General features: G+C 72.6%; 12 protein-coding genes and 1 tRNA gene. 4 read left to right on the top strand and 9 right to left on the bottom strand.

Annotated elements, in window-relative coordinates:
• Positions 1-25 precede the first annotated feature (25 nt).
• The 3 genes from ACSDG8_RS26630 to ACSDG8_RS26620 all read right to left on the bottom strand — a co-directional run bounded on the left by ACSDG8_RS26630 (position 26) and on the right by ACSDG8_RS26620 (position 3,321).
• Positions 26-1,186, bottom strand: coding sequence for a branched-chain amino acid ABC transporter substrate-binding protein (locus ACSDG8_RS26630; protein WP_439427310.1), 1,161 nt, complete (start codon positions 1,184-1,186; stop codon positions 26-28).
• 257 nt (positions 1,187-1,443) lie between these two features.
• Complete coding sequence (locus ACSDG8_RS26625; RefSeq protein ID WP_439427309.1) at positions 1,444-2,664, bottom strand: hypothetical protein; 1,221 nt, start codon at positions 2,662-2,664, stop codon at positions 1,444-1,446.
• 36 nt (positions 2,665-2,700) lie between these two features.
• Positions 2,701-3,321: an ANTAR domain-containing response regulator gene (locus ACSDG8_RS26620; RefSeq protein ID WP_030503803.1), complete on the bottom strand. Its 621-nt coding sequence runs from the start codon at positions 3,319-3,321 to the stop codon at positions 2,701-2,703.
• 81 nt (positions 3,322-3,402) lie between these two features.
• Here ACSDG8_RS26620 and ACSDG8_RS26615 point away from each other — a divergent pair.
• Positions 3,403-3,485 (top strand) — tRNA-Leu (locus ACSDG8_RS26615).
• A 99-nt stretch (positions 3,486-3,584) separates the two neighbouring features.
• On the top strand, positions 3,585-4,268 hold the full coding sequence (locus tag ACSDG8_RS26610) for a transcriptional regulator (protein ID WP_439427308.1): 684 nt from the start codon (positions 3,585-3,587) through the stop codon (positions 4,266-4,268).
• A gap of 27 nt (positions 4,269-4,295) precedes the next feature.
• Here the strand turns inward: ACSDG8_RS26610 and ACSDG8_RS26605 are convergent, their stop codons facing one another.
• Entirely contained in the window at positions 4,296-5,471 is a 1,176-nt protein-coding gene (locus ACSDG8_RS26605; RefSeq protein ID WP_210897451.1) for a trans-sulfuration enzyme family protein, read from the bottom strand.
• A gap of 83 nt (positions 5,472-5,554) precedes the next feature.
• Between ACSDG8_RS26605 and ACSDG8_RS26600 the strand changes: the two genes are divergently transcribed.
• Complete coding sequence (locus ACSDG8_RS26600) at positions 5,555-6,034, top strand: Lrp/AsnC family transcriptional regulator (RefSeq protein ID WP_047894721.1); 480 nt, start codon at positions 5,555-5,557, stop codon at positions 6,032-6,034.
• A 61-nt stretch (positions 6,035-6,095) separates the two neighbouring features.
• Positions 6,096-7,091, top strand: a complete 996-nt coding sequence (locus tag ACSDG8_RS26595; protein ID WP_210897449.1) for an LLM class flavin-dependent oxidoreductase — start codon at positions 6,096-6,098, stop codon at positions 7,089-7,091.
• Between the two features lie 167 nt (positions 7,092-7,258).
• Here ACSDG8_RS26595 and ACSDG8_RS26590 read toward each other — a convergent pair whose 3' ends face one another.
• The 5 genes from ACSDG8_RS26590 to pyk form a co-directional block, all read right to left on the bottom strand.
• Positions 7,259-9,556 (bottom strand): cellulose binding domain-containing protein, encoded by a 2,298-nt coding sequence (locus ACSDG8_RS26590; RefSeq protein ID WP_210897447.1) that lies wholly within the window; start codon positions 9,554-9,556, stop codon positions 7,259-7,261.
• 334 nt (positions 9,557-9,890) lie between these two features.
• The gene (locus tag ACSDG8_RS26585; RefSeq protein WP_210897444.1) at positions 9,891-10,964 is read right to left on the bottom strand and encodes a sulfite exporter TauE/SafE family protein; all 1,074 of its coding nucleotides are present in this window, start codon (positions 10,962-10,964) and stop codon (positions 9,891-9,893) included.
• A 111-nt stretch (positions 10,965-11,075) separates the two neighbouring features.
• Positions 11,076-11,543, bottom strand: coding sequence for an RrF2 family transcriptional regulator (locus ACSDG8_RS26580; RefSeq protein ID WP_210897442.1), 468 nt, complete (start codon positions 11,541-11,543; stop codon positions 11,076-11,078).
• 70 nt (positions 11,544-11,613) lie between these two features.
• The gene (locus tag ACSDG8_RS26575; RefSeq protein WP_210897440.1) at positions 11,614-12,498 is read right to left on the bottom strand and encodes an acyl-CoA thioesterase; all 885 of its coding nucleotides are present in this window, start codon (positions 12,496-12,498) and stop codon (positions 11,614-11,616) included.
• A complete protein-coding gene (gene pyk, locus ACSDG8_RS26570) occupies positions 12,495-13,943 on the bottom strand; it encodes a pyruvate kinase (RefSeq protein WP_210897438.1) in 1,449 nt (482 codons plus the stop codon). Before pyk ends, ACSDG8_RS26575 begins: the two co-directional genes overlap by 4 nt.
• Between the last annotated feature and the right edge of the window lie 157 nt (positions 13,944-14,100).

The following is a 14,100-nucleotide window of genomic DNA, read 5'->3' as shown; positions in this document are numbered from 1 at the left end:
AATCGCCAGTCCAGCGATCGAACGCTCAGGACTTGGGGATCTCCTGGTCCGGGACGACCTTGCCGCCCTGCACCTTGAACGCCCAGACCTTGACCTGCGCCGGGTCGAGCTCGCCACCCTCGACGAACTTGTAGGTGGCGGCAACGCCCTCGCCGCTGTAGCCCTTCACGAACTCCAGCAGGTCGGCGCGGCTGCTCTTGCCGGCCTTGATGCCCGCCAGGAGGATGTTCGCCGCGTCGTAGGCGGTGTCGCTGTAGGTGCCCGGGTCGGTGCCGTTGAGCGCCTTGAAGTCGGCGGCGAAGGTGCCGCGCGCCTCGGTGGACGGAGCGCAGGGGCAGGTGAGGATGGTGCCCTCGGCGGCGGCAGCACCGGCGGAGGTGATGTACGCGCCGTCGTTCACGCCGTCACCGGCGACCAGCGGAGCGGTGACCCCGGCAGCGGTGAGCTGCTTACGGATCAGGCCGGCCTCCTGGTAGTAGCCGCCGTAGAAGACCGCCTTCACGTTGGCGGCCTTGACCTTGGTGACCACGCCGGAGAACTCGGTCTGCTTGCCCTCGCCCTGGACCTTGTCGCTGCCCACGACCGAGGCGCCGAGAACCTTCTTGACCTCGTCGGCCAGGCCGGCGCCGTACGCGGACTGGTCGTCGATGACGTAGACCCGGTCGGCCTTCATCACGTTCTTGATGTAGTTACCGGCGGCGGGGCCCTGGCTCAGGTCGTTGCCGACCGCGCGGAAGAACGTCTTCCAGCCCTGCTCGGCGAGGCTGGGACGGGTCGCGGAGGGGGTGATGGTGACCAGACCGGCCTCGTTGAACAGCGGACCGGCGGCCTCGGACTCGCCCGAGTAGGCCGGACCCACGACACCCAGGATCTTGGTGTCGTCGATCGCCTTCTGGGCCAGACCCGGCGCCTGGTCCGGGCTGCCCTGCGAGTCGAGCTCGGCGAGCTCGACCTTGCAGTCCGGGTTCTCCTTGTTGTACTTGTCGACGGCCAGCTTGACGCCGTTCTTCTCGTTGATGCCCAGCGCGGCCGAGCTACCGGTCAGCGCGCCGAAGAAAGCGATCTTGCTCCCGCAGGCGCTGCCCCCGGAACCCTCATCGTCGCTGCCGCTGGAACAAGCGGTGCCACCGGCGACGAGCGCCAGCATGGCGACCCCGCCGATCACGCGTGCGAGCTTCTGCCTCAAGGCCCGAACCCTCCTCCGTCCATGATCCGAACCACCCGCCGCTGATTGGCCCTTGCGGGGTGGACGAACCAAGACCGTCGTCGCCGGTCTGGGGCGGGACGTTATCCCACCACGAGCGGTGGCGTAAGACCTGGAAAGCGGGGTTGACCGAACCGTTACACGCGGTGGCGGATTCAAGCCGATCGCCGTAAGAACCGAAGGCGGAGAAAGGCTCTCACCAACTAATCCTCGGTAACGGGTCCACCTGCGAGCACCCGCTACCGATCGACGACCGGCAACGCCCCCCACCAGGCACGGGACGTTTTCCCGTCGTCGGTGACCACGAACAGCCCGTCGTCGCCGACGGCCACCGCCAGCGCGGCGTCGCCACCGTCCGGCACCGGCACCGACGTGATCACCGGAAGCCACGACGCGCCGCCGTCACGCGACATCCAGAGCCGTCGCTGAGCCCCGTCACCGGTCACCGCGACGAGCCGCCGACCCGACGCCGCGAGCGCATCCACCGACGACACCCCGGGACCCGCCGCACCGAACCCGCCGACCCGCCGCCACCCCTGCGCCGTACCCACCGGGGCGGCGGACGGCGAGCCGCAGTCGTCGCACGCGCGCCACACCGCGAACCGGTCCCCCACCGGCCCGACGACCACCGGCCCGCCGTCGGCCGCCGCCGCCCGCTCCGCCGCCCCGGCGGCGCCCTCCGGCACCGGCAACGCCACCCGCCGCCACACCCGGCCGTCGGCCGAGAACCACGCGAGCGGCGCCCGGGCCGTACCGCCGGGCGGCAGCAACGACCCCACCACCAGCCAGCCCGGGCCCACCGCCGCCACGTCGTAGGCAGCCGTCCGGCCCCGGCCGTCACTTCCCAGCTCGTCGACGCCCTCGCGCAGGACGAACCCCTCGGCGTCCGGCGACGCCCACACCGCCGCGCCGTCGACCCGCGCCCCCGCGATCAGCCACCCGCCCGGCCCGGCCGCCAGCCGCGACGCGAACACCGCGCGCGGGCCGCCGAACAGCTCGAACGCCGCCGGCGCCTCCCGCAACGGCCCGCCCGGCCGCCAGACCCACGTCCCGGTACGCGGATTGCCGTGCACGCCACCCGTCTTCGCGCCGAGCGCCGCCATCCCGTCGCCCCGGCAGGCCACCGCGTAGAGCACGTGCTGACGGCCGTAGAACGTCTGCGCGCGTACCGGGATCGGCGACCAGGACACGCCGTCCGATGAGGACCACGCCGCCGGCCGCGTCTCCCCCGCCGGATCGATCAGCCCGCCCACCACGTACCAGCGGGCACCGCAGCGCACCGCGTCACGTGGCACCGCGCGGCCCACAGCGCCGGCCGGAAGCGTCAATTCCACGGCCCGCCACTGCGGACGCAGCGGCGCGGGCACCGGCAGCGGCCGCGGGCCGGCGTGACAGGCCCCCAGGAGCAACGCGGCGGCGGTCACGGCGACGAGCGCCGGCCGGACGCGCGCGGAAGGCATGAATCCGATCCTATCGATCGGACGCCGTCCGGCAGGTCAGGAAGCCGGCTGCTCCACCTCGCCGCCGGTGGTCTCGGCGAGGATCCGCTCGGCGACCTCCTTCATGGTCATCCGGTGGTCCATCGCGGTGCGCTGGATCCACTTGAACGCCTGCGGCTCGGTCATGCCGTACGTCGTCATCAGCGCGCCCTTGGCGCGCTCCACGGTCTTGCGGATCTCCAGCCGGTCGGTGAGGCCGGCGACCTCCGACTCCAGCGCGGCGATCTCCGAGTAGCGGGACAGCGCGATCTCGACCGCCGGCACCAGGTCGCTCTTCTGGAACGGCTTGACCAGGTACGCCATCGCGCCGGCCGCCCGCGCCCGCTCCACCAGGTCACGCTGGCTGAACGCGGTCAGGATGATCACCGGGGCGATACGCGCGCCGGCGATCCGCTCGGCGGCGGCCAGCCCGTCCATGATCGGCATCTTGATGTCGAGGATGACCAGGTCCGGCTTGAGCTCCTCGGCGAGCTTGACGGCGGTCTCGCCGTCGCCGGCCTCGCCGACCACCTCGTAGCCCTCTTCGACGAGCATCTCGGCCAGGTCCAGCCGGATGAGCGCCTCGTCCTCGGCGATCAGAACGCGCTTGCGCTCGGCGTCCGCCTGCATCTCGCCCACGAGCCACTCCCACCATCGATCCCGGCACGGTCACCACCCATGCTCCCGCATGAGCCTAGTCGGGTACAGTTACCGCACCCCGCCGGGATGGTGGAACGGCATACACGGAAGTCTCAAACACTTCTGCCCGAAAGGGCTTGCGGGTTCGAATCCCGCTCCCGGCACTTCTTGTCATACACGTGTTCGAGGATGTTGCTGTGCATCCTCCCGAAATGCGGGCACGAGCCCGCGCCCTTCGCGCCCGGGGTCACAACATCCATTCGGTGGCCCGCAGCCTTTCCCTGCCCTACACCACGGTCTGGCACTGGTGCGTCGACCGGCCCCAGCCGGCGGTCTTCGGCAGCGCGGTCCGCTGCTTCCGCTGCCGCCCCGACCAGGACGGGCCACCTGATCCGGCCGCCTACGCCTACCTGCTCGGACTCTATCTTGGTGACGGCCACCTGGTTACCACCGATCGAACGCCGGTGCTCCGCGTCTACTGTGCCGACGCCTGGCCGAGCCTCATCGACAAGTGCGATGCCGCGATGCGGGCGGTGTTGGCAAATAAGGTGCAGCGCATCCAGAAGCGGGGCTGCGTTGCCGTACAGAGCACCGCCGCCCACTGGCCGTGCCTGTTTCCGCAGCACGGGCCAGGCAAGAAACACGAGCGACCGATCGTCCTGGCCGACTGGCAGCGCACCATCGTCGAGGCCCAGCCGGGCGACTTGCTGCGGGGCCTGTTCCACTCCGACGGCTGCCGCTTCGCCAACCGGGTCGTCGTTCGCGGGAAGGAATACGTCTATCCCCGCTACATGTTCTCCAACCGCTCCACCGACATCATGGCGCTGTGCCAGTGGTCCCTCGACCTGCTCGGTATCGCGTGGCGGATGAACCTGCCGTGGTCGCTGTCCGTGGCCCGCCGGGAGGCCGTCGCCGCGCTGGACCGGCATGTCGGCCCGAAGTCCTGACTCGACGGCGCCAGCAACGGCCGGGCGTCAGATCCGCGCCAGCGCCTGGGCGAGGTCCGCCCGCAGGTCCTCCGGGTCCTCCAGGCCGACCGAGACGCGCAGCAGCCCGCCGCACGGCTTGGCGTCGCCCTCGACCGGCCGGTGGGTGAGCGAGGCCGGGTGCTGGATCAGCGTGTCGACGCCGCCCAGCGACACCGCGTGGGTGATCAGTTCGCAGGCGCCGGCGACCTCGGCCGCGGCGGGCGCGCCGCCGCGTACCTCGAAGGCGAGCAGGCTGCCGGTGCCGGACATCTGCCGCCCGACCAGCCCGGCCGGGTCGTGCAGCGACGGGTGGTGGACGCGCTCGACGGCGGGGTGGCCGGCGAGCCAGGCGGCGAGCTTCTCGGCGCCGGCCTGCTGGGCGCGGACCCGCAGCGGGAGGGTCTGGATGCCGCGGTGCAGCAGGTACGCGCCGAGCGGATGCAGGACGGCGCCGGTGACGGCGCGGACCTGCCGCAGCCGGGCGGCCCACTCGGGGGCGCAGGCGATCACGCCGGCGAGGACGTCGCCGTGGCCGCCGATGCTCTTGGTGGCGCTGTGCAGCACGAGCGCGGCGCCGTGGCGGGCGGGCTGCTGGAGCACCGGGGTGGCGACGGTGTTGTCGACGAGCAGCGGGACGTCACCGGCGGCGTGGGCGAGCGCGGCGATGTCGACCAGGTCGAGGCTGGGGTTGGCCGGGGTCTCGACCACGACCAGGGCGGTGTCGGGGCGGATCGCGGCGGCCACGTCGGCGGGGGTGGCCCAGGTGACTGTGGTGCCGAGCAGGCCCGTGGCGAGGACGTGGTCGGTGCCGCCGTAGAGGGGCCGGACGGCGACGACGTGGCGGTTGCCGTCGCGGGTGGCGGCGAGCAGGGCGGCGGTGAGCGCGGCCATGCCGCTGGCGAAGGCGACGGCCTCGGCGGTGCCTTCGAGCTGGGCGAGCGCGGTCTCGAACCGGGCCACAGTGGGGTTCCAGAGGCGCTGGTAGACGGCGCTGCCGCCGGCCGGGAGGGTGCCGCCGGTGGCGAGCGTCTCGTAGTCGTCGCCGCCGCCGGCCACCGAGGGCAGCGGGTTGGTGGTGGACAGGTCGATGGGCGGGACGTGGACGCCGAGCCCGGCGAGGTCGGCGCGCCCGGCGTGTACGGCTGCGGTGTCCACGGAAGTCATGACGGAACTGTCGAACATGACGACGCTGGTGGGCAATAGCAGCGAACAAGATTCTGCCGATTGCGCTTTCGCCCGGCGGTGATTCGGTGAAGGATGGTCACATGCCTGCCGCACCGAATGATGTACGGCCGTTCGCCGGCCTGGACGACACCGACCGCGCGATCCTCACCGAACTGGCGGCCGACGGCCGGCTGCCGAACAACGCGCTGGCCGAGCGCGTCGGGGTGGCGCCGTCGACGTGCCTGACGCGTACCCGGGCGCTGCGCGAGTGCGGGGCGATCCGCGGGTTCCACGCCGAGGTGGACCCGGCGGCGGTGGGTCTGCCGTTGCAGGCGCTGGTGTCGGTGCGGCTGACCGCGCACGAGCGGGCCGCGGTGGACGCGTTCCGCGCCCGGTCGGTGCGACTGCCAGGGGTGGTGTCGGTGTTCCACGTGGCCGGCGCGGAGGACTACGTGCTGCACGTACGGGCCGCCTCCGGCGACGCGCTGCGGGACTTCGTGCTCGACCATCTGGCTGTGGATCCGGCGGTGCAGCACACCCAGACCAGCCTGATCTTCGAGCAGGCCCGGGGTATGGGGTAGCGCACCCGGCGGAACAATTCCGGCACGTGGGCTGTTGCACCACGCTGTGATCGACGTACCCATGTCTGTTCTTGATCTTGCCCCGGTGGCGGCGACCGGCAACGCCGGTGAGGCGCTGCGATACACCACGGAGCTGGCCCGCCGCGCCGAGGAGCTGGGCTACCGCCGGTTCTGGGTGGCCGAGCACCACAACATGCCGGCCATCGCCAGCTCCGCCCCGGCGGTGCTGCTCGCGCACCTGGCCGCGAACACCAGCACCATCCGGCTCGGCTCCGGCGGGGTGATGCTGCCCAACCACGCGCCGCTGGTGGTGGCCGAGCAGTTCGGCACCCTGGAGGCGCTGCACCCGGGCCGGATCGACCTGGGCATCGGCCGGGCGCCCGGCACCGACCAGGTGACCGCGCTGGCGCTGCGCCGCACCATGGAGGGCCTGTCCGCCGAGCACTTCCCGCGCGAGCTGGCCGACCTGATGAACTACTTCTCCGGCGCCGAGCCCGGCCCGATCACCGCGACGCCGGGGCGGGGCCAGTCGCCGCAGGTGTGGCTGCTCGGGTCCAGCGGGTTCAGCGCGCAGCTGGCCGGTCTGCTCGGGTTGCCGTTCTCGTTCGCGCACCACTTCAGCTCGCAGAACACGATCCCGGCGTTGCAGCTCTACCGGCAGAACTTCCGGCCGTCGCAGTGGCTGGACCGGCCGTACGCGATGGTGGCCGTCAACGCGGTCTGCGCGGAGACCGACGAGCGGGCCGAGTGGCTGGCCGGGCCGGCCGGGCTGTCGTTCCTGAAGCTGCGCTCGGGGCGGCCGGAGCCGCTGGTCACGCCGGAGGAGGCGGCGGCGTACCCGTACTCGGAGTTCGAGCGGGAGTTCGTCGCCCAGCGCCGCGACGGGCAGGCGACCGGTTCGCCGGAGACGGTGGCCCGGCAGCTCGGGGAGCTGCTGGAGCGCACCGGCGCGGACGAGCTGATGCTCACCTCGATGGTGTACGACGTGGCCGACCGGGTCCGCTCGTTCGAGCTGATCGCCGAGAAGGTGGCGGGCGGGCTGCGCCGGGAGGGCTGAAACACGCTCTTCATAGCCACGTCACCGCAGCGTCGCGTGGGACGCATAACTTTGTCCCCGGTGGTGGTACGGCATTCCCGGTCGGGACGGGTCGGGAATGCTGCGGTGTGGAGCACCGGGTCGCCGGCGGAGCGGATTCCGCGGCCGGCGACCCGGTGCCTGCCGTTTCAGCGCAGGTAGATGTTCGGCGCCGGCGGGGTGCTCATGCCGTCGCCCAGGAAGTAGCCGGGGTGCGGCGGCTGGTTGTACGCGGTGTTCTGCCAGGCCACTGCCACCCGGTACTGCGGGTCGTGCATCAGCGTCGGCAGGCGCAGGCCGGTGGTCACCGGCGTGCTGTAGATCCGTAGCGCGGTGCTGTCGCTGGTGCGCCAGACGACCTCCTCGCGCCAGTCGCCGAGCAGGTCCGCCGAGAGGGCCGGGGTGGACTTGGTGCCGTTGTTCGAGGCGACGCCGCTGCCGGTGAGCAGCCGGGTCTCGCCGCCGGTGCCGTACTTGTCGATCTTCGTGGCGTCGAGCAGTTCCCGTACCGGGTCGCCGTCCCACCAGATCAGGAAGTTCGCCGACGACGGCTTGCGCCCGACGTTCTGTCCCCGGGTGTTGAGCAGCCCGTCGACAGCCGACGACCAGGACTCCGCGCCCGGGCTGCCGGCCCAGACGTCGCCGGAGACGCCGCGGCCGTTGTCGCCGCTGGGCGCGGTCTGCCAGATGATCTGCCCGGTACGCGCGTCGGCCATCCAGGAGCTGGGCTTGCTGCCGTCCTCGTCGACCTTGAACACCTCCAGGCCGGAGCGGAAGGGGTCGAGGTCGCCGACGTGCAGCGCGTCGCCGTGGCCGTTGCCGGTGGAGTACAGCAGCCGGCCGTTGTCGTCGATCGTGGCGGCCCCGTACACGATTTCCTGGCGGCCGTCGTTGTCGACGTCGGCCACGGAGAGCTGGTGGTTGCCCTGGCCGGCGGCGGCGCCGTTGCCGGAGGCGTTCGAGTCGAACGTCCAGCGCTTGCGCAGCGTGCCGTCGCGGAAGTCCCAGGCCGCGACAACGGCCCGGGTGTAGTAGCCGCGCGCCATGATCAGCGAGGGGCGCTGCCCGTCCAGGTACGCGGTGCCGGCCAGGAACCGGTCGACCCGGTTACCGTACGAGTCGCCCCAGGACGAGACGGTGCCGCGCGGCGGGTCGTAGTCGACAGTGGACAGCGCCGCGCCGGTGCGGCCGTCGAACATGGTCAGGTACTCCGGGCCGGCGAGCACGTAGCCGCTGGAGTTGCGGTGGTCGGCCGAGCCGTTGCCGATCACCTGGCCGGTGCCGGAGCGGGTGCCGTCGGCGGTCTTCATGGCCACCTCGGCGTCCCCGTCGCCGTCGTAGTCGTACACCTGGAACTGGGTGTAGTGGGCGCCGGCGCGGATGTTGCGGCCCAGGTCGATGCGCCACAGCCGGGCGCCGGTGAGCGTGTACGCGTCGACGTAGACGTTGCCGGTGTAGCCGGACTGGGAGTTGTCCTTGGCGTTCGACGGGTCCCACTTGAGCACGAACTCGTAGCGGCCGTCGCCGTCGAGGTCACCGACGCTCGCGTCGTTCGCGGAGTAGCTGTAGCCCTCCCCGGACGGGGTGGTGCCGCCGGGCGGCGGCTGGATCGGCACGTCCAGGTAACCGTTGGCGAACTGGAGCGCCGGGGCGGACGCCGCCTGCTCGGCGCCGTTCACCACGGCCCGCACGGTGTACGCCGATCCGGCCGCCGCGCCGCTGTCCAGGTACGTGGTGGCGCCGGTGATCGGGCTGGCGTTCACCTTGGTGCCGCCCCGGTAGAGGTTGAACGTCACGCCGGTGGTCTCGGTGCCGAGCAGCCGCCAGGAGACCAGGTTCCCGCTGCCGGAGCGGACGCTGACCAGGCCCCGGTCGAGGTCCTCCATCTGCTTCGCGCCGGCCGGCGGGGTGGTCGGCGGCGGAGTGGTGGGCGGCGGGGTCGTCGGCGGGGGTGTGGTCGGTGGCGGCGTGGTGGGCGGCGGTGTGGTGGGTGGGGGCGTCGACGGAGGCGGGGTGGTGGACGGCGCGCCGGTGCAGGCGGTGCCGTTGAGCGTGAACGCGGCCGGTACCGGGTTCGACGCGTTGTTCCACGAGCCGTTGAAGCCGAAGTTCGCGGTGCCACCGGTGCCGAGGGCCGCGTTGTAGCCGGCGTCGCGCGCGCTCACCTGCGCGCCGGACTGGCTGACCGTGGCGTTCCAGGCCTGGACGACCTGCTGGCCGGCGGCGAAGCTCCAGCCGAGGGTCCAGCCGTTGACCGGGTCGCCGAGGTTGGTGACTGTCACGTCGGCGCCGAAGCCGCCGCTCCACTGGTTGGTGATCCGGTAGTCGACCCGGCAGGCGGCGGCCGCCGCCGCGGCGGTCATCGTGGTGAGCACGCCGGCCGACAGGGTGACCGCCGAGGCCGCGGCGAGCAGCGCGAGCCGGCGGCGTGGGGTGGTGAGGTGCACGGGGATGCCTTTCGCGGAGGTCAGGCACGCGAGGACGCCGGCCTGCCCGGGCCGGCGGGAAGGTACGTGCCCTGCTGCGACGGGCGACGTCAACGCATCGACGTCGGTGATTAGGCTCCGCGCTCCGTCAGCCTAGGTCACCGCCGGACACCCCCACAAGCGCGGCGACGCGGCGGATCGTCGGCCCGCGAGAAGAGACGGCCGACAGCCGATATACCGCAGAGTCATGAATATGACCGAGAGGCATATCGGCCAGCAGGACGTCTCTCTTGGACGAGCGACACGCCGGTGCAGACCCGCCGGGGCGAAGGCGCGGCCCGGGCCGCGAGGCGGCTCAGCCCTCGACAGCGGCGGCGAGCTTCCGCGACTCCGCGGCCTCGTCGGTCTCGGCGGCGGCGACCGGCGCCGGCTTGGCGGCGCCCGCCGGCTCGACGATCTCCCCCGGCTCCGCCGACCGCGCGGGCTCCCCCGCCTCGGCCGGCGACGCGGAGACGACCGCGGCCTCGGCCGGCGACGCGGAGGCGAGCGCCGCCTCGACGGTGGCGCGGGCACGGCGGGTACGGCGCAGCGCGCGCACCGCCAGGACGATGGCGGCCACCCAGGCGACGCCGAGCAGCGCGTACACCACCGCCGGCACCGGGCCGCCCAGGTCACCGGCGCGCAGCAAGGTGCGGGCGTTGGTCAGCACGATCACGCCACCGATCACGGCGCCGAGCAGCTGGGCGGGGACGATGCGGACCAGCCAGGCCGCGATCGGCGCGGCGATCAGGCCACCGACCAGCAGCGCGCCCACGATGGGCAGCAGGAAGCCCTCGGAGCCCAGTCCGATCAGGAAGCCGACGCTCGCCGCGCCGGCCACGACGAACTCGGAGGTGTCCACCGAGCCGATGACCTTGCGGGGCTCCATCCGGCCGGAGACCAGCAGCGCCGGGGTGGCCACCGGGCCCCAGCCTCCACCGCCGGTGGCGTCGACGAAGCCGGCGACCAGGCCGAGCGGGGCGAGGAAGCGGCTACGCAGCCGGCCGCCGGCGCGGTTGGCGCGCAACGGCCGGGAGAACCGCACCAGCAGGTACGCGCCGAGCGTGAACAGGATGGCCGCCATCCACGGGGCGGCCGCCTCGGTGGAGATGGAGCTGAGGAACGTCGCCCCGGCGAACGCGCCGATCGCTCCGGGCAGCGCGATCCGGCCGACGACCCGCCAGTCGACGTTGCCGAAGCGCCAGTGCGAGACGCCCGCGGCGAGCGTGGTGCCGATCTCGGCCAGGTGCACCGAGGCCGACGCGGCGGCCGGCGCGACACCGGCGAGCAGCAGCAGCGTCGAGGAGGTCAGCCCGTACGCCATGCCGAGCGAGCCGTCGACCAGTTGCGCGGCGAGCCCGACGAGGGCGAGTACCAGCAGCTTGCGCACGAGCGCCCCCTGACTTTTCGGTATCTCCTATCAACTTGGTCGACAATGCGGCACGGAGGTGGTCCCGGTCAAGTCCCCCATCCGGTTGGTAGGACGCGCCGGACGGCGCGGTCAGGTCCAGGCGCGCGGGTCGGCGGCCAGCTCGTTGACCCGGCCGGGCAGAGCCCCGGAGGCCACGTCGGCGATCGTGACCAGCTCGAGGATCTCCCGCTCGCTGGCTCGCAGCGCGATCCAGACGTCCTGCAGCGCGCGGGCCGCGCCCTGGTAGCCGAGCTGTTCCGGACGGTGGCCGCGCACGTGCGCGAGCGGACCGTCGATGACGCGGATCACCTCGGCCAGGGAGATCTCACCGGCCGGGCGGGCCAGCCAGTAGCCCCCCTCGGGACCACGCTGGGCGTGCACGATGCCGCCCCGGCGAAGCTGGAGCAGGATGCTCTCCAGGAACTTCGGCGGGATGTCCTGGGACCGGGCGATCTGCTCGGCGGTCACCGGGCGGCTCCGCTCGGCGGTCCCGTCCGCGACCGAGGCCAGCTCAGCGGCTGCGCGGAGGGCGTAGTCGACCCGGGCGGAAAGACGCATACGGCCAGGTTAGTCCGCTGGAGTGCGGGCCGCCTCGCCGACCCGCGCCCGGACGATCATTACCCGCCGCTCAGCCCCCGACCCGGCGCAGCAGGCCCTCCTGCACGGCGCTGGCGATGTGCCGCCCGTCGGCGGTGAACATCCGCCCGGTGGCCAGGCCACGGGCGCCCGACGCCGACGGGCTCCAGCAGTCGTACAGGAACCACTCGTCGGCGCGGAACGCCCTGTGGAACCACAGCGCGTGGTCAAGGCTCGCGCCGACCACGCCGCCCGGGCCCCACACCTCGCCGTGCACGGACAGCACCGAGTCCAGCAGCGTCAGGTCGGAGGCGTACGTCAGCGCGCACGCGTGCAGCAGCGGGTCGTCCGGCAGCTTGCCGTCCAGGCGCATCCACACCCGCTGGTGCGGTTCGGCCGGGCGGTCGCCGGGGCGTACCCAGCCGGGCTCGCCGACGTAGCGCACGTCGATCGGGCGCGGGATCATCCCCCAGATGCCGAGCCGCTCCGGGTAGCGGGAGAGCCGGTCGGTCATGGTCGGCACGTCGTCCGGGCCGGGCACGTCCGGCGGCACCGGGGCGTGGTGGTCCAGCCCTTCGTCCTGCCGGTGGAACGACGCCGACATGAAGAAGATCGGCTTGTCGTGCTGCAACGCCACCGAGCGGCGCACCGAGAAGGACCGGCCGTCGCGGACGTTCTCCACCTGGTACTCGATCGGCTCGGCCGGGTCGCCGGGACGCACGAAGTAGCCGTGCAGGGAGTGCACGGCCCGCTCCGCGTCGACGGTGCGGCCGGCCGCGACCAGGGCCTGCCCGGCGACCTGCCCGCCGTAGACCCGCTGCGGGCCCACCGGCGGGCTCATCCCCCGGAAGGTCATCTCCCCGGTACGGGCGAGGTCGAGCACCTCCAGCAGCTGGTCGACCGCCGCCTGCCCGGTCGCCGCACCGCCACCGCTCACTGGAGAGCTCGCGCCGAGGCCGCATCCACGAGCGAACCCAACTGGTGCACGCGCAGCGTGTTGGTGGAGCCGGGGGTGCCGGGCGGGCTGCCCGCCACGATCACCACATAGTCGCCCGGGTTGGCCCGGTTGAGGCCCAGCAGCGCCTGGTCGACCTGGCGGAACATGTCGTCGGTGTGCTGGACGAACGGCATCAGGAACGTCTCCACGCCCCAGGAGAGCGCGAGCTGGTTGCGCACCTCCGGCACCGGCGTGAAGGCCAGCAGCGGCAGGTCGCAGTGCAGCCGGGCGAGCCGCTTGACGGTGTCGCCGGTCTGCGAGAACGCCACCATGGCCTTGGCGCCGATGGCCCGGGCGATGGAGGAGGCGGCCACGGTGAGCGCGCCGCCGTGCGTACGCGGGTCGTGCTGCAACCGGGGGACGGCGATCGAGCCGGCCTCGGTGGTGGTGATGATCTTGGCCATGGTGCTGACGGTGAGCACCGGGTACTTGCCGACGCTCGTCTCGCCGGAGAGCATCACCGCGTCCGCGCCGTCGAGCACCGCGTTCGCCACGTCGGAGGCCTCGGCGCGGGTCGGGCGGGAGTTCTCGATCATCGAGTCGAGCATCTGGGTGGCCACGATGACGGCCTTGGCGTTCTCCCGGCACAGCTGCACGGCGCGCTTCTGCACCAGCGGCACCTGGTCCAGCGGCAGCTCGACGCCGAGGTCGCCGCGGGCGACCATGACGCCGTCGAAGGCCAGCACGATCGCCTCCAGGTGATCCACCGCCTCCGGCTTCTCCACCTTGGCCAGGACCGGGCGGCGCACGCCCTCCTCGTCCATGATCGAGTGGACGAGCTTGATGTCCTCGGGCGAGCGGACGAACGAGAGCGCGACCAGGTCGACACCGAGGCCGAGGGCGAAGCGCAGGTCCTCCGCGTCCTTGTCCGACATGGCCGGGACGCTGACCGCCACGTTCGGCAGCGAGACGCCCTTGTTGTTGGAGACCGGGCCGCCCTCGGTGACCAGGCACCGGATGTCGTTGCCGGTGACGTCGCTGACCTCGACCGCGACGCGACCGTCGTCGATCAGCAGCCGGTCGCCCGGCTTCACCTCCTGCGGCAGCTTGCGGTAGGTGCAGGAGACCCGCTCCTTCGAGCCGAGGACGTCGTCACCGGTGATCACGACCGAGTCGCCGGTGCGCCACTCGTGCGGGCCGTCGGCGAACCGGCCCAGCCGGATCTTGGGCCCCTGGAGGTCGGCGAGCACCGCGACCGGCTTGCCGGACGCCTCGGCGGCCTCCCGGACCAGCCGGTAGACCGCTTCGTGGTCGGCGTGACTGCCGTGGCTGAAGTTGAGCCTCGCCACGTTCATGCCCGCCTCGACAAGCCCTCGGATACGCTCCGGGGACGAGGTGGCGGGGCCGAGAGTACAGACGATCTTCGCGCGGCGTGTCACGCCCATCAGGCTAGTCTCTCCTCCGGATCGGCCTCCCGGCCGACCCCTTGCGGACAGCGGAACAGTTGTCCAACGACGCGCGTCTACCGCGCGGGCGGGCGGTTGGCGTACCGCACCGGAACGTCGTGTGTGGCGGGCATCGGCGACCGCGCGGCGGAAATGG

Origin of the sequence: Micromonospora sp. LA-10 (genome assembly GCF_051853095.1) — a bacterium.
Classification (GTDB): Bacteria; Actinomycetota; Actinomycetes; order Mycobacteriales; family Micromonosporaceae; genus Micromonospora; species Micromonospora echinospora_A.
Note: the sequence above shows the minus strand (reverse complement) of the source record. Positions and strands in the feature narration are given on the sequence as shown.

Excerpts from the sequence above, each read along its gene's own strand:
- ACSDG8_RS26625 (WP_439427309.1), bottom strand. The coding sequence starts at position 2,664 with ATGCCTTCCGCGCGCGTCCGGCCGGCGCTCGTCGCCGTGACCGCCGCC.
- ACSDG8_RS26605 (WP_210897451.1), bottom strand. The coding sequence starts at position 5,471 with ATGTTCGACAGTTCCGTCATGACTTCCGTGGACACCGCAGCCGTACAC.
- ACSDG8_RS26600 (WP_047894721.1), top strand. The coding sequence starts at position 5,555 with ATGCCTGCCGCACCGAATGATGTACGGCCGTTCGCCGGCCTGGACGAC.
- ACSDG8_RS26595 (WP_210897449.1), top strand. The coding sequence starts at position 6,096 with ATGTCTGTTCTTGATCTTGCCCCGGTGGCGGCGACCGGCAACGCCGGT.
- ACSDG8_RS26580 (WP_210897442.1), bottom strand. The coding sequence starts at position 11,543 with ATGCGTCTTTCCGCCCGGGTCGACTACGCCCTCCGCGCAGCCGCTGAG.
- pyk (WP_210897438.1), bottom strand. The coding sequence starts at position 13,943 with ATGGGCGTGACACGCCGCGCGAAGATCGTCTGTACTCTCGGCCCCGCC.